The sequence below is a fragment of the Paraburkholderia diazotrophica genome (assembly GCF_900108945.1).
Classification (GTDB): domain Bacteria; phylum Pseudomonadota; class Gammaproteobacteria; order Burkholderiales; family Burkholderiaceae; genus Paraburkholderia; species Paraburkholderia diazotrophica.
Genome location: NZ_FNYE01000044.1, coordinates 28,567 through 44,840, shown reverse-complemented (window position 1 = coordinate 44,840; position 16,274 = coordinate 28,567). Strand labels below are relative to the sequence as shown.

The following is a 16,274-nucleotide window of genomic DNA, read 5'->3' as shown; positions in this document are numbered from 1 at the left end:
ACCGGCGGCCGGCTCATGTGCATTGCATCCGCGCATCTACTGCGATCTGTTTGCGAAGCGCCTCGAAACGCTCAAGCACCTTTTCTCCGAAACACGGATCGGGGCTAGCAGAAACGACGGCATCGACCGCTGCCCAGTCCTCTTCCGTCAACGCCTGCGCGGCGCGAGGCATCAAATCTCGCTCCTCAGTAGAAAGGTGGTGACGATAGTACACAAGGTACGTGGCCGTGGCCGCCTCCAGAGCCGTGCGAGAGACGATGACATCTCCAGCGGCTTCATTGATGCGATGCAGGAGTTCATCGCCGGCTGCGGCAATCACGCGATGCTCCTGCAGAACTCGGTTCACGACGACTTGAATCCCGGGATCGCGTTTGGCAAGCCGAGCGTACGCGACATCCTCGCGCGGATGATGAACACGATCCGAAAAATTCCGCATGTAGTAAAGGATGTCGTTCATAAGTCCGTAATTCGGACTCTCGCCCCGATGGAGCACAGCTACCTGTTCTTCGAGAACATCGAGTAGCCGGGCAAAACTAACGTGCTCGGTGTGCCATACAGAAAGTGAGTCCGGCATGACATGCTCCGTGGGAATGGTCAGGTACAGACTGCCTGAACCAAACGGTGAATGCAGTCCTTGTCGGCGTGATCGATAGTGCCGCAGCGTAGCGCGACCGGTACAATCGAAATGTTACCAGGCGCACGCCAAGAAGGACTGACACAGATCAATACACTGTGGTATTGGAAGGCGGAGCTCGCCCGCTGCGGACGGCCTGTTCGCGGCTTTGCGGCTATAGGCGCTTCGATGTGGTGGCCGATCTCCCGGATAATTGCGCGTCCGATTGCCGGGACCACCCGGTACCGATAAAAGTATCTATACCGAAGAGGGGGCATTCCGAATACAGTGGACATAGCTTGCCGGGTTAGATCACACAGCGCGAGACGTTGAATTCTGCGTGGTTGCGCAAAACCCGGCCAACGCGTTTTGACAAATTGCAGCGAGTATCCGCACGGTGCCTGGAAATACCGATCGCCGCGCAAGTTCCGGTGCAGGACCGATTCATCAACCTTGGTGTAGGCAGTGTCCGGTACCACAGTGGCGATCCCAGTGCGCTCTTCAGACTTCGGGTGTCACGAATTGGGTGTTAATCACGGCTTCGACCAGCGTAACTCCGTTGGGGGTAAGGGTTACCACATCGCTATCGATTATGACCAGCGCTTTATCAACCAGCGTTCTGAGCGTGGGGCGGATAATCGGATTGTCGAAGAAGCTTCTGCCATCAAAACGCCGCCCGAACACGTTGTCATTCACCGGAACCAGTGTGGAGAGAGCCATTTTGAAAGCGTTCACTTCGCGCTGAAGTGGGGAGACTCCTCGGCTTTCCTCAATGGGCAGACGGTTTTCATCCAGAGCTGCCTTGTATTTTCTGTAGCCAGTGACGTTGATGGCCTCGGCCCGGGTACATTTCGAGCTGCCGCCGAGACCGATCGCCACTTCCGGGTACTGCTTATCGAGGTCGGTCACTAGCCCTTTCCATTTCTCCGGATGCTGATGGTTCTGGTGAAAGTACGTAGTCGGATGTTCGACATATCCGGACGAGAGGTACTGTTCGATTAGATCGCGCATCTGATACTGCTTACCCAGCCCCGGGAAGTTCATGTTATGAATGTTAATAAGCCCTTTTTTCTGCCACAGACTTTCTCGCTCTCCGGAAACACTGGTACGCTTTTTCAGAAAGTTTTCCATGTGTATCTTGGTGCAGACCACGTGAGAAAGTTCCAGTTCGAGGGTTTTCTCGATGTCATATTTCACATCGTCCACGCTCTGGCCGAGCATGCCGTAGATAAGGTCGACGCTGACCCAGTCGAAGCCGATTTCGCGCGCGTTAAAAATTGCATCCAGGCACTGTTCGGCGGAGTGCATACGTCCGCAGGCTGAGATAATGCGGTCGTTGAAAGCTTGGGCACCGAAGCTGATTTTGGTAAAGCCCAACTCTTTTAACAGTCGCAGGTATTGTTTGGTCAGGGTACCCGGCTCGCCTTCAAAGCGCATGGTAGCAACAGAAAGGTTAAAATGGCCCTGATAAAAATCCATTAGACGCCGCAACTCAGGCTCAGGAAGCAGCGATGGTGTACCGCCAAAAATGTTGAACTCGCCGACTTCGGCCTGTGCGAGACACGGAACGTTCTGAAGCCACATAGTGGCCTCTTTGATGTTGTAATCCACCAGATCCCGGAACACTGCCTGTGAGGAAGTGGCCTGTGGATTCAGGATAAGCGTCGGGTACTGGCAGAAATGGCAGCGGTAGCGGCAGGTGGGGATATATGACCAAAGATGAATCTGTTTTGCCTGTTTGATATCCCGCTCCATGTCATCAAGGAAAGCGGCGAGTGGATAACCACAGATATCGCCAGGGAAAACGTGGCAACCGAACGGATCTTTAAGAACATACTCCAGAAATGCGAAGTTCTCCGGGTGGGCGAGAAAATCATGTACTCGCGGAACCGGATAATTCGTATCGATATCGTTTAGTGAATTCAGGGTTTCGCTATTCATCAGAATACCCCGCCGTTAGCGAAGTAGTTATGCGCTTCGCCGGACTCACGATCTTCACAGAAATAGTAGACAAAACGCTCGAAATCTTCCGGTTTCACCACATCGAAACACTCCGGCAACGGCGGCGGAAAACCGATATCGTCACCAACGGCGCGGCGCATGGCACTGAAAATTTCATCACGGAACTCGAAATAGAGCCGATAGGCCGGGGTTTTGTAAGCATGGATCCGTTTGAAGTCGATAATTCTTGAATCGTACTTAATTTCATGGATGCGCTGATATAGACGGTCAGCCACTGGCCTGGTAAAAAATTCACGCACGGCGACGTTCTCCAGCAAAATCTGCGGGTTGAGCAGCGCGGGCAACACAATGTTTTTGGGAACGTAGTCTTTAATGGAGTAGCACCAGGCCTGCTGTGACTGTGCGGGAGTCGTGTCGTACAGCGTTGGCCGTTGCTTTTCCTCATCCGGACGTACGTCTTTCATAATGATGATGCCGTCCTGTCCATAGGCAGTACCGCTGATCACTTCCTCTATGATGGTATCTACGCGACGGCTGTTAATTTCCACACGTGAATCCCGGGCGTAAACCGGCTTGCCACCCCCCGCGATTACCCGGATCCCAAAGTCCCAGTCGTCGGAGAGGTGTTCGACAAAGCGACCATTGTTCAGCTGGTAGAAAATTTCGATACCTCCCACTTTGTCGTACAGAGTGCGCTCAACGGCAAAACCTTTGCCGTCCGGAAAGCCGCCGAAGAGCGAAAACGACACATCACGGCAGCGCAGGGTTTTTTGGATTTCCCGGAAAAGGTTGGGGCGATCGAGGAATGCTTCTTCGTTGTAGTAGTAATTGCAGGTGCCAATATCCCCATTTGCCTCCACCATTTTTTTGATCAGCGCGTGCAACCAGTAAGAGTCTACGGTGCAGTCCGCATCGGCGGAAACAAGATAGTGTTTTTTCTGAACTCCAAGACGGCTGTCACGCGCTTTTGAACGCACGGAAGCGTAATCCATGCCGCGTTTTCTGGCGGACGAGACGCCCTGAATGGGCTCATGAAGAGTATAAATATCCATGGATGGGTTTTGAGCTTTGAAAGTGTTAATTTTTTCGACGGAGTCGTCCGTCGAATTATTGTCCACAAAAATCAGTTCATAGCCGTCGTGAGTAATCAAGCTGTCATGTGTTTTTTGGTGAAATAGGGAACGCAATACCTCGCAGATTCGATCGCTTTCGTTATAAACTGGCAGCACAACTGATACAAAAACTGTATCGCGCATTTTTCCTGCAGAGCAATTCAAGTCTAGGATGCAACTTGCGTTATCAGAAAGTAACCGCTTGCCAATAGAAAAATTCCTCCGGGCAACGTCATTCATTAACTGCTTATTATTGAGCAGCAGATACACGTCCCTAACAAATACCTCATCAGGCAAGCCATCCCGCTCTTGTGATATCTTCAGAACCGGCGCTTCAAATCCATACTGACCATAGACTTCCCAATAATATTCATAGCTGGTAGTGCTGTAGCAGCGTTGGTTGCTAATCGCTTCTCCAACAGGATTCCCGTAGCTGTCGTAATCCCACGAAGTAAGAAAAGAGACCAGATCGCAGGAGTAATATAAATCCTCGATAGTAGTGGCCTCTTCCAGTGAAGGCATGTATTTGTGCCGAAGTGGACCAATAAATTTGATAAATGTCTCAACATCTAATTTTTTGGCTAATGCATTCAGTTCATGATGGTAAGGATGGTTTTCATTGGGATCGCCTGACACAACCAAAAAAACTTTCCGGTCGATATCGTTCCGACTGAAAAGCTGGTTTAGTCGATGGACCAGATAAACATCGCGGTCTAAACGCTTTTGCGGAATAATGCGAGTGGTGCGGGCGATCAAAATGTCGCTATCGCGGATAAAGAAATTCTCCCTGATATTAGTATGTTTACCGTGTCCGGTGAAATTATAGGTATTTTTTTTAACCTTGACGTTCACTTCGTAATCACACCACTCTTCTAATTTATTTTTCAGGTGATTATTGAGTGTGACGTATGTTATATACTTGGATTTAACAGGCTTAATGGCATGAGGATAAGGCGCTGCGCCGTATTTCATCGCATTTTTTTCACTGTTCCACATTAGATCGTGATCGCGCCAGACGACGAAATTCTCTAAACAATAACGTTCCCCGTAATCTTCAATCGCCATATACAGCGCCTTGGTATAGATAATATTTTCCGGAAGCGTACCATTCTCGACAATCACATAACTGATGCTCAGCTCTTCCCATAGCTGAAGGATTCGATGTGCCAGTCGCAGAGAAGAGTCGCTTATTGCAAGCAGGAGTTCTTCCTGCTCTTTGGAAGAAGCCGGTGGAACTCGGCCCATCAGAACATTGTGCGAGTGCGTTAGGAAATCAACGCTGTAGTGGGGAATAGAATCGATATCGTCAATACGAACCAGATCGAATATACCCCTATAAATCTCTTTTTCGTAGTCGTAAGGCTTGCCGAATTTTCCTTTATCGACCTTTATATCGTAACCCAGGTCGAGATAAGACTTGATCTGATTCCGCGCAAGAATTTTGGCCATTTTTGACGCCTCAACTGTGATGCCTGATACGGCGACGGCATCAAATGATATAAATATGGCCGCGGCATGCATATCTTTATGACACATTCAGAATCACCCTAAAACAAATTGTGAATATGAATCATAATCGCGACCAAAAAACATCTATTTGCGACACGATGTCGCCGTGGTTGGGGGCGGGATTTCCGACGGTGCCTCATGGCCCGCTGGGCTTCGAACTATGCCCGGTCGAGACAATGAAGCGCGTCGTGTCGCAGATGCAATTTCCGCGACGTGACGTTCGCGTACGGGATGACCGAAACCTCCAAACCGCCCCGGTAACATTCCAGAGCTGCACCGACGACGCGCTCGTCAAGCGGATGACAATGAATGGCCGCGTGCAGCCAAATCCTTCGAAATGCAGATAGATTGTTGGAAAGTAAAGTCGTGGATGACAGCATTCTGTGAATCCACCGTACTGCGGGAGCAGACACCGGCCGCCGGCACGGCAATTGTCCGCGAGGACGATCGCCGGAGCTTGCGAGGCCGTCACTCAGGAAGCCGTGCAACGCGACCGCGACCAACGCTTGCCGCACAGCAAAATTGAATTGTTTTTCTCGTTCCGGTCCGTGGGCCATCGCCGTGCCGAACGTGTCCGGCGATGCGGGAATATCGTTCGTGACGTTGAGCGAGGTAAGGAAGATTGTTGCAGTAGCGGACCCATTCTCGGGCAAATGCTACGGAATCACTTCGAGCATTAGATAATACACGAATCAAGGTAATTTCTGTGTGTCCCTAACCTTGTGAATACCTATAGTGTGTCCCTAACCTTGTGAATACCTATATCTAGTCGATGCAGGGCCCGTCCGAATTGCCGATCTCGAGGCTAGGCTGCCAAAGAACGTGCAGCTTCTCGGGTGGCTTGCCGTTGAGCACTGCAAGCATTAACTCAACGATCGTCACACCGACATCATGCGGAACGGCCCATTGTAGGATTGTGAAGTTGTAGCCCATGAGCGTGTCTGGAGGGAGGCCACCATTGACGATGATCGACATTTCGCTTCCGAGCATAACCCCGGCGTCAACAAGCGCACGCACGGCACCGGCGCCGCATGGAGGGTTGTCCACGATCACGGCAGACGGTCTGGGATTGCATGAAAGAATACGCGTCATTGCTTCGTAGCTGCTGGCGCGGCTGAGCGTACCTTCGATCATGTAGCGCGCGTTTACGGGCAGACCGGCGGCGGCCATGGCGTCAATGTAGCCTTTACGCGCCTGTGTTGTGAAATGCAACTCCAATGGTCCGTTGAGCAACGCGATCCGGCGGTGGCCAAGGTTCACAAGCCGCTCGACTGCCTGGCGTACTCCGGCCTCGGTGTCGAAATCAAACCAGGAGTACGGACCTGGAAGGATGCTGCGGCCGTACGCAACGAACGGGATGCCCTTTTTCACAAGATACTGCAGCCGGCGATCATTCAGTTTGGTACGCGTGACGATCATGCCGTCGACGCGGCGTCCTTCAGCCATCCGCTCGTAGGTACGAAGTTCGTCGACGTTAGAGGCCGATGCAATGATTAGATCCTTGTTGGTGCACTCGATGGCCTTAGTCATGCCGGACACGACTTCGAGGAAGTATGGATCTCCTAGATCATGCGCCGTGGGCGGACAGATGATGCCGATAGCATCGGCGCGCCCGGTTGCCAGGTGCCGCGCCATCGTATTGGGGCGGTAGCCGACGCTCGCCGCAACCGCAATGACTCGCTCACGGGTGCGCTCACTCACTTCCGGGTGGCCGTTGAGCGCACGGCTGACCGTGGTTCGCGACATTCCAAGCTTGTGCGCAAGATCTTTGAGTTTCATCGCGTGTCCCGGTCTTGCCGCTGTCCCGCCCAACCTGTCGGGGCCACCGACCCCGTAGCGCGACGCGACGCGTCAACCTGCAACCCTGCCATCATCAAGTACATGGACGGGCATCGGATCAGAGATCCCTCCGATCTGGCAGGAATAGAGCGATCCGCTGCATTGCCGACTGGAAAGTCTTCTTCCGCGACCAGCTTCCATTTGCCTCGCGGATGATCGGCAATCAGATAGTGCGTGCCCTTCATGGACGCGAACATGCGCTTGCGGCAATACATCGGCTCGATATGGTCCTTCGCGGTGCAGAACAGGCAGTACCAGCGGCCCTGATGCTCGAAGACCTGCGGTACTTCCAGTTGCCCGAATAGCTTCGAGCGGAACAGCGGCGTGCGCAGCGATCTGTGTTCGAGATCGCGCGACACCGCATGCCCAAGCACGCCGCGTCCGATCGCTGGGCCCACGGGCTCTCGTGTGATGAACATCATGTGCCAGCCGTCGCCGTTCGGAGCTGAAGACTGGGGAGGTGCGGAAGGCCTAGTTCTGCAATACATCTGTATCGAGCGGCTCGTACCAGTAAGGATCGGTGTCCAGCATCCGATTGTGTGTGAATCGTTCCCACCTGTGCAGATCGTCGGATCAAACTGCACCCGTTTGATTCGACTTCAGGTGATGGTCTGCACCCAACAACATATACATTGCGGGCACGACGAAGAGCGTGAACAGCGTGCCGATCGACAGCCCCGAGAAGATGACGAGCCCCATCGCATTGCGGCCCGCCGCGCCCGCGCCCGACGCGATCACGAGCGGCAGCACGCCCAGCACCATTGCCGCCGTCGTCATCAGGATCGGCCGCAAGCGCACGCCGGCCGCTTCTTCGAGCGCCTCGCGCTTGCCGCGTCCCGCGCGTTGCAGCTCGTTGGCGAACTGCACGATCAGGATGCCGTGCTTGCTGACGAGGCCCATCAGCGTGACGAGACCGACCTGCGTGTAGATGTTGAGCGTCGAGAGTCCCACGTTGATGAAGATGAGCGCACCGAACAGCGCCATCGGCACCGACACGAGGATCACGACAGGATCGCGGAAGCTCTCGAACTGCGCAGCAAGCGCGAGAAACACGATGATCGTCGCGAACAGCAGCGTGATCACGAAGCCGCCGGACTCCTGCACGAACTGCCGCGACAGGCCCGAGTAGTCGGCCGTGTAGCCCGTCGGCGCGACGTCGGTGGTGGCCTTGCGCAGGAAGTCAAGCACTTCGCCCTGCGAGATGCCTGGTGCGAGCACGCCGGAAATCGTCGCCGAATTGAGCTGCTGGAAGTGATTGATCGACTCGGGCACGATGGTCTGCTTCAGATGCGTGACCGTCGATGCGGGAATCACGCTGCCATCGGGCGTGCGCAAATAGTAGTCGAGCACTTGTGACGGGTTCAGCCGGTCCGTTTGCAGCACCTGCGGAATCACCTTGTACGAGCGGCCCGCGATCGAAAAGTAGTTGACGTAGTTGCCGCCGAGCGCCGCGCCCAGCGTGTGCCCGACATCGCTTTGCGAGAGCCCGAGCGAAGCGACCTTGTCGTGGTCCACGAGCAGCACGCTTTCGGGCTTGTCGATTTTCAGGTTGCTGTCGACGAAAAGGAACATGCCGCTTTCGCGTGCCTTGTTCAGCACGGCCTGCGATACTTCATTGAGGTTCTCGAACGGCTCCGTCGTGCTGATGACGAACTGCACGGGCAAGCCCTGCGCGCCCGGCAGCGGCGGAAACTGGAACGCGGCGACGCGTGCGCCCGCAATGCCGTCCCACTTCTGCTGAAGCTCCTTCTGCAATTGTGTCGCGCCTCTCTTGCGTTTGTCCCACGTCTTGAAGAGCACGCCGCCATAGCCCTGGTTCAGCGTCGGCGCGCCCGTCAGCTGGAACATCTGCGAGTACTCCGGCAACTGCTTCGAGATGTCGAATACCTGGTCCGCGTAAGTCTGCATCTGCTGGATCGTCGCGTTCGGCGGCCCCTGGATCTGCGACAGCACGATGCCCTGATCCTCCTGTGGCGCAAGCTCCGATTTCGACGTCGTGAAGAGATACACGGTGCCGCACAACAGCAGCGCGCCCATCACGATGAACACAGGCCACGTGTCGAGCATCGCATGCAACAGACGCCCATAGCCGCGATGCACGCGCTCGAACTGCCGGTCGACGAAGCGCGCGAAACGGCCCGACTCCTGGTCCGTGCGGAAAAAGCGCGAGCACATCATCGGCGATAGCGATAGCGCGATCACACCCGATACGGTCACGGCGCCCGCCAGCGTGAACGCGAATTCGGTGAAGAGCGCGCCCGTCAGTCCGCCCTGGAAACCGATCGGCAGGTACACGGCAACCAGCACGACCGTCATCGCGAGAATCGGTCCGCCGAGTTCGCGCGCGGCGATCAGCGCGGCTTCGAGGGGCTGCTTGCCTTCCTCCTTCATATGACGGTCGACGTTCTCGACCACGATGATGGCATCGTCGACGACGAGCCCGATCGCGAGCACGAGCGCAAGCAGTGTCAGCAGATTGATCGAATAGCCGAACAGCTGCATCACGAAGAACGTGCCGATCAGCGAGAGCGGCATCGCGATCACGGGCACGATCACCGCACGGAAACTGCCGAGGAACAGGAAGATCACGACCGTCACGATCAGCAGCGCTTCGACGAGCGTCTTAACCACTTCGTCGATCGCCGTGTTGATGAAGTCGGTCGCGTCGTAGACGATGTCGCCCGTCATGCCTGTCGGAAACTGCTTCTGCAGGTCCGGGAAGATCGTTTTCACGCGCTTCGCGACGTCGAGCACGTTCGCATCCGGCGCCACCTTGATGCCGATGAACACCGAACGCTTGCCGCTGAACGCGACATTGAAGTTGTAGTTGTCCGCGCCGAGCACGACGTTCGCGACATCTTCGAGGCGCACGATCGCGCCGTTCTTCTGCTTGACGACGAGCTTCTTGAAGTCGTCGACGGAATGCAGGTCCGTGCCCGCATTCAGATCGACGCTGATCATCTGGCCTTTGGTCGTGCCGAGCGTCGCCAGATAGTTGTTGTTGCCGAGGGCAGTGGAGACGTCGGCGGCCGTGACGTTGTGCGCGGCGAGCCGGTTCGAATCGAGCCAGGCGCGCAGTGCGAACTGACGGCCGCCGAGAATCTCCGCTGTCTGCACGCCCTGGATCGAATCGAGCTTCGGCTTCACGACGCGCAGCAGATAGTCGGTGACGTTGTTGCTCGGCAGCACGTCGCTGTAGAAGCCCATGTACATGGCGTCGGTGGTCTGGCCCACCTGCACGGTCAGCACCGGCTGCTGCGCTTGCGGCGGCAACTGGTTGCGCACTGACGCGATCTGCGTGTTGATCTCCGTCAGCGCGCGATTCGAGTCGTAGTTCAGGCGCAGCGTCGCGGTGATCGTCGAGACGCCCGTGCTGCTCGTCGACGACATGTAGTCGATGCCCTGGGCCTGCGCAATCGCGGATTCGAGCGGCTGCGTGATGAAGCCGGCCATCGTGTCGGCGCTCGCGCCGTAGTACGACGTGGTGATCGTCACCACGCCGTTTTCGGTCTGCGGATATTCGCCGACCTTCAGCACGGAGAGCGAACGCAAGCCGAGCACGAGGATCAGCAGACTCACCACCGATGCGAGCACCGGGCGTTCAATGAAGATGTCGGTGAATTTCATCGCGCGGCCTCTTATTGTTCCTGAGGCGTCGGATTCGGGTTGTCCGCGGGCAGCACGCGGTTGTCGATCACGAGCGGCGTGCCGTTCTTCAGTTTCAGCTGGCCGCTCGTCACGACCTGCGCGCCTTCGCCGATGCCCTTGAGAATCGCGACCTGATCGCCGCGCGTCGGCCCCGGCGTCACGAACACCTGCTGCGCGACGGGCATGATCTTGTTTTGCGCATTCTTTTGCGCGCCGGGCTTCACGACGAACACGGTCGCGCCGTACGGGTTATAGGTGATCGCCGTTTGTGGCAAGGTCAGATAGCGCTGCACCGTGCCCGCGTCGATCTTCACGTTCGCGTACATGCCGGGCAGCAGCTTGCGCTCGCGGTTGTCGACGGTCGCTTCGATCTGCACGTTGCGCGTTGTGCTGTCCACGCGCGGATTGATCGAGCGGATCTTGCCGTCGAACGTGCGGTTGCTGAACGCATTCGTATCGACGACGATCGCCTGGCCGACCTGCAATTGCCCGAGCTGCTGTTGCGGCAGATAGAAGTCGGCGTAGATCGGATCGATGGCTTGCAGCGTGACGATCGCATCGCCCGGATTGATGTACTGGCCCGGGTTGACCGTCGTGATGCCGACGCGTCCCGCGAAGGGCGCGCGTATCGTTTTCTTTTCGACGAGCGCGGCCTGCTGGTCGACCTGGGCTTTCTTGCTCTTCAGGTCGGCGGCATCGGCGTCGAGTTGCGCCTTCGCAATCGCCTGAATGTCGAACTGAGCCTTGTCGCGCTTATAGACGGTTTGCGCGAGTTCCGCAGCGGCTTGCAGCGACGCGAGCTGCGCGCGGTCCGAATCGTCGTTCAGGCGCACGAGCACCTGGCCTGCCTTCACTTCCTGGCCCGAGCTGAATGCGATTTCGCGCACGAGCCCCGCCACTTCCGTCGTCACGTCGACGCCGCGCACCGCGCGCAGGCTGCCCACGGCGGCAAGCTGCGGCTGCCACGTCTGATAGCCTGCGACAGCGGCCGTGACGGTCGCGGGCGGCACGGCATTGCTCGCCATGAACTTTTTGATCATGTGCGCCCTGAACAGATTGAAGCCGACCAGCGCACTGAGCAGCAAGCACACGAAGATCAGCATGATGATCATCCGCCTGGTCATGGGTCTCTTCGTTGTCATCGTCGTCTTTTCCTTGCACCGCAAACTGATAAGACACAAACTCGTCCTTCGACGCAGCCCTCTGACCGCATGCGACGCGCGGCGGTTGAGAAAGGATTCATTGCGGCCCCGCAGACGCCGGGGCCGGTGCCGACGTGGCTTGGGCTGCCTGGCTCGTCGCCGTGTCGTTCCACCAGCCGCCGCCGAGCGCCTGGAACAGCGCCGCCGTGTCCGCATAGCGCGCGCCCTGCGCCTGTGCGAGATTCACGACGGTCTGCTGGTACTGGCGCTGCGCATCGAGCAACGCCAGATAGCTGACGCCGCCAATGCGAAACTGGCCGCGCGTCAGATCCAGCGAATCGCGCGCTGCGCGCCATGCTTCCGTCTGCGCGCGCAGGCCGGTGGCATCGTGTTCGAGCGCGCGCAACGTATCGGCGACGTTCTGGAACGCCAGCAACACCGTCTGCCGGTATTGTGCGTTGGCCTGATCGAAGGCGGCATCGGCTGCGCGCTTTTGCGCGCTCAGCTGGCCGCCGCGAAAGATCGGCTGCGTGACGCCCGCGCCGATGCTCCAGATCATGTCGGCGTACTTGAGCAGGCCCGCGGGCGTTAGTGCCTGCGGGCCGTAGCCCGCCGACAGCGTGAGCTGCGGATACATGTTCGCCGTCGCGACTCCGACCTGCGCGCTCGCCTGATGCAGCGTGGCGTCGGCGGCGAGGATGTCGGGCCGCTGCCGCACGAGCGACGACGGCACGCTGACGGGCAAGCTCTGCGGCAGCGTGAACATCGACAGCTTGAACTCGGGCACGCCCGTGTCGCTTGGCGGCTTGCCCGCGAGCACGGCTAGCTGATGACGCGTCTGATCGAGCGACTGACGCAGCGGCGGCAACGTCGCGCGCGTCTGCGCGACGAGCGTTTCCTGCGAGAGCACCGCGGTGCGGTTCACGCCGCCAAGCTCGAACTGCTTGCGCAACACGCCGAGCTGCGCGTCCTCGTCGGTGGCGATGCGTTCGATCGCTTCGATCTGCTCGCGCAGCGACGCTTCCTTGGCAGCCGCCGTCACGATGTTTGCCGACAACGCGAGATACGCAGCTTGCAACTGGAAGCCCTCGTAATCGACCTGCGAGCGTAGCGATTCGAGTTCGCGCCTCGCGCGGCCGAACACATCGAGGTTATACGACACGTTTACCGACGCGTTGTACAGATTCAATATTCTATGTAGACCGGGCTGGCCGAACGTGACGCCATTGAATTTCTCGCGTGTCGCGTTAGCCTTTGCATCGACGGACGGATACAGCGTGGTGCCCATCTGCGCGCGCAGGTTCTCGCCGGCCTGCCTGAGCGCCGCTTGCGCCGCAGCGACGTTGGGACTGTTGGCGAGCGCTTCGCGAATCAGCGCATCGAGCGGCTCGCAATGAAAGAGCGTCCACCACTGCGCGGGAATGTCCTGGCGGGCGACGAACTGTTGGGGGACGCCCGATGCGCCCGGCGACGACGCCGTTTGGTCGGGCAGCGGCGTGGGCGTGTACGTCTCTGTGGCGGGCGGGGGGGGCGTGCGGTAATCGGGGCCCACCGCGCAACCCGACAGCAAACAAAACTGTGAAAGCAGGACTGTAACCAGTGCGATGCGCGCGCAAACGTGAAGCGCTATACGGCGCCGAAATGCACTACTAAGCTGCCGATGCAAACGGCTGCGACCAACTGCGGTTGACGTCATCGAACACCTATCCACCTTCCACCTTAGTTCGCGTGAGCGGCGTGTTATCAAAATTGCGGATGCAGAACTTACCCGTCCCCGCTGCGCCGGTCTTCCTGCAAGGAGGCCAATGTAAGGTATGAATGATTTGAAGCGATATTTGGCTCGCTTCCGCAGCGGAACTTCGGGCGCGCGGATCTTATAACAGGTTGCGAACATCCTTCGCGCATGGTCAATGCCTGTCAAGCCAGTTCAACACAATTTCGACGCCCTCATTAATCGACAGCAAACAAGTGTCGATGAAGACGTCTGGTGCCGTCGGCTGTTCATATGGCGAGTCGACGCCGGTGAAATGCTGGATTGCGCCACGTCTCGCGAGCCGATAAAGGCCTTTGGGATCGCGAGCCTCGGCTACGGCCAAAGATGCGTGGACATGAATTTCAGCAAAGTTATGCTTCCCTGCGATGGACTTGGCGAGTTCGCGGTCCGAGCGGAAGGGTGAGATGAGACACACCAGCACAACGAGGCCGGCGTCAGCCATCAATTTTGCAACTTCCGAAACGCGCCGTACGTTCTCGTGTCGATCATCATCGCTAAAGCCGAGGTCCTTGCAAAGACCAAGCCTGACGGAGTCGCCATCGAGAGTGTAGGTGAGGCGGCCGGACACATGAAGACGTGCCTCAACCCCATCGGCGATAGCCGATTTTCCAGACCCGGATAGACCGGTGAACCACAGAATGGCGGGCGTTTGTCGCAGCAACCGTCGTCTCGACTCAGGATCAATGCGAAAGTCGTGTGCGTAAAGATGTGAAGTCGATGCCTCGTTCGTCATACACGCCTACGTAAGCGGGTTGGGGATGGTTGCTGGAATTCGGGTACGCGCGCTCAAGCATTGCAGCAGCGTGACGCCAGTTACTGTAAGCGTGGAAGATCAGGAAATGAACATCCCACGGATCTTCTGTCGACGCGGCAGGTTGCCGCCTATCAGTCAAGGTCCCAGCGCAGCGAATTGGAATATGCCGAGCGGCGAAGTCGTTTCCCACTCATACTGGTGCATAGCAGGCGGGTTCGTCGGTTGACGATGGCAGGCCGGTGCCGCATGCCTTGCTCAATAGAAGACCGTCGCACCATACATGTTCGACGCGTCCCCATTTACAGGCTGAAGCAGCGTCCGGGAAGAAGCCTCGCCCGTGATGATTGGCGCTGGTATTGCAGAGCAATGGAAGACCTGTGAGCTTTTCGTATTCGATCAGCAGTTGGGCTACCGGATGCTCGGAAGTTCTTGCGATAGTCTGCAATCGAGCCGACCCGTCGAGGTGCACAACGGCAGGAACCTTGTCCTGCCATTCCGCGCGCGTGTGATGATCGAACAGCATGTAGGGATCTGGAGTACCGGGGCAAAATACGGTAGGAGCACGGTCTTCGAGACATATTGGTGCCACGGGGCGGAAATGCTCTCGATGCTTGATATCGTTGAGAATAGTCTTCATTGCGGGCGAAGTCGCAGCGGCCAGGATGCTTCTGGCACCCAATGCTCGAGGCCCCAACTCGGCGCGGCCGGCAAGAAAAACGACGGGTTCATTATCCGCGAGTATCCGGGCGAGTTCCGCAATGGAACAAGGTGACGCCGTCCATCCGGCCGGCACATCGCCAGTTTTCACGGCTGGTCCGCTATAGACCGACCATTCCAACGGTACAAAGCCTTTGTCCGCTGCCATCGCGCAACAAGCGGCGCCAATCGCCGATCCACTATCGTTCGGAAAGGGCGGGACCCAGATTGCGTCGAACAAGCCACTCGCACGTAATGCGCTATTCCATTTGATGTTGAGTGCGCATCCGCCAGAGATACACAAATTTCGCGGCCCCGGAATCGAATGTCGCAGGAGCGCCATTCCCATTTCGTGAACGAGAAGACGCTCAAGGAATGTATGAAAGGAGACGAGTACGTCTTCGTGAGGCTTGGTCTCTAGTTGTGGCAGGCTTGCTTCGAAGAAGTCACGTACAGCTGCGAGCGATGTTTCCGGAATATGGACATTTTGGCGGTAATTTCGCGCAAGTTCCGTATCGCCGGCAAAGCGTTCCTGGTAAAGCCGACGAAACTCAGCGACGATGTCTTCATCGAGGGACCCGAGCGCGATATATGCCATTAGCTTGCCGGCCACGCCCAGATCCCACTCCGCGCCTCCCGCCTTCTTATAGGGCCCAAAATGATGACCAGCCGCAGCGTATATTTGGCCGATGACCGGAAACAGGCAGTCAACGAGGCGTGCTCCGTGGCGTTGTACGTGGTATAGCCTCGGCACCATTCCACCATCCCAGACCAAGCAGAACGCGGGCTGCTCGCTTCGGGCGAACGGGCTGGTGCAGTACGCGGAGGCAACATGGCCTGACACATGAGGATAGCTCTTATATGTACGTGACTCTCCGCCGACCAGCAGACCGGTGCCCTCGACCGAAGCGAGAAGATGGTCCGCTTTGCGTTCGGTATAGGGAGCACCATTTAGGCTGACCAGCGTGGAGCCACTGACCATCCGAAACTGTGACTCCACTTCGCCGTCCCAGCCGTCGACAACAAACTGGTCTATATCTTCGATACGCAAGCCGCCTTCGCTCAATGCGGCCGCAACTGCGTCCAGGTTCTCGATTTCCTGATATCGCGGATTGTTTTCCCGCTTCTCCTGTTCGATGCAAAAAACCAGTTTTCCATCCTCGACAACGGCGATTGCCCCGTCGTGTGTCAACTTGAGGCCACAAATGCGCATAGTATCCCCTAC

At 57.2% G+C, this 16,274-nt stretch carries 10 protein-coding genes; all 10 read right to left on the bottom strand.

The genetic code is table 11. From position 1 onward, the window contains the following. Nucleotides 1-13: 13 nt before the first annotated feature. Nucleotides 14-574, bottom strand: a complete 561-nt coding sequence (locus BMW76_RS34125; protein ID WP_090873252.1) for a hemerythrin domain-containing protein — start codon at nucleotides 572-574, stop codon at nucleotides 14-16. A gap of 540 nt (nucleotides 575-1,114) precedes the next feature. Further along, nucleotides 1,115-2,554: a radical SAM protein gene (locus tag BMW76_RS34120; RefSeq protein ID WP_090873251.1), complete on the bottom strand. Its 1,440-nt coding sequence runs from the start codon at nucleotides 2,552-2,554 to the stop codon at nucleotides 1,115-1,117. Then, nucleotides 2,554-5,223, bottom strand: coding sequence for a glycosyltransferase (locus BMW76_RS34115; protein WP_090873250.1), 2,670 nt, complete (start codon nucleotides 5,221-5,223; stop codon nucleotides 2,554-2,556). The genes BMW76_RS34120 and BMW76_RS34115 overlap by 1 nt, the downstream gene beginning before the upstream one ends. A gap of 738 nt (nucleotides 5,224-5,961) precedes the next feature. Further along, nucleotides 5,962-6,975 (bottom strand): substrate-binding domain-containing protein, encoded by a 1,014-nt coding sequence (locus BMW76_RS34110; RefSeq protein WP_012406737.1) that lies wholly within the window; start codon nucleotides 6,973-6,975, stop codon nucleotides 5,962-5,964. Further along, nucleotides 6,972-7,433 carry a glycoside hydrolase family protein gene (locus BMW76_RS34105; RefSeq protein ID WP_245763500.1) on the bottom strand — a complete coding sequence of 154 codons (462 nt, stop codon included), beginning with the start codon at nucleotides 7,431-7,433 and terminating at the stop codon, nucleotides 6,972-6,974. The genes BMW76_RS34110 and BMW76_RS34105 overlap by 4 nt, the downstream gene beginning before the upstream one ends. 175 nt (nucleotides 7,434-7,608) lie before the next feature. Beyond that, nucleotides 7,609-10,662, bottom strand: a complete 3,054-nt coding sequence (locus BMW76_RS34100) for an efflux RND transporter permease subunit (protein WP_090873248.1) — start codon at nucleotides 10,660-10,662, stop codon at nucleotides 7,609-7,611. Between the two features lie 11 nt (nucleotides 10,663-10,673). Beyond that, nucleotides 10,674-11,825 (bottom strand): efflux RND transporter periplasmic adaptor subunit, encoded by a 1,152-nt coding sequence (locus BMW76_RS34095; protein WP_090873247.1) that lies wholly within the window; start codon nucleotides 11,823-11,825, stop codon nucleotides 10,674-10,676. A gap of 97 nt (nucleotides 11,826-11,922) precedes the next feature. Beyond that, the gene (locus BMW76_RS34090) at nucleotides 11,923-13,521 is read right to left on the bottom strand and encodes an efflux transporter outer membrane subunit (protein ID WP_090873246.1); all 1,599 of its coding nucleotides are present in this window, start codon (nucleotides 13,519-13,521) and stop codon (nucleotides 11,923-11,925) included. Between the two features lie 211 nt (nucleotides 13,522-13,732). Beyond that, complete coding sequence (gene cysC / locus BMW76_RS34085; protein WP_012406742.1) at nucleotides 13,733-14,332, bottom strand: adenylyl-sulfate kinase; 600 nt, start codon at nucleotides 14,330-14,332, stop codon at nucleotides 13,733-13,735. Between the two features lie 211 nt (nucleotides 14,333-14,543). Then, the gene (gene nodU, locus BMW76_RS34080; RefSeq protein ID WP_090873245.1) at nucleotides 14,544-16,262 is read right to left on the bottom strand and encodes a nodulation protein NodU; all 1,719 of its coding nucleotides are present in this window, start codon (nucleotides 16,260-16,262) and stop codon (nucleotides 14,544-14,546) included. Between the last annotated feature and the right edge of the window lie 12 nt (nucleotides 16,263-16,274).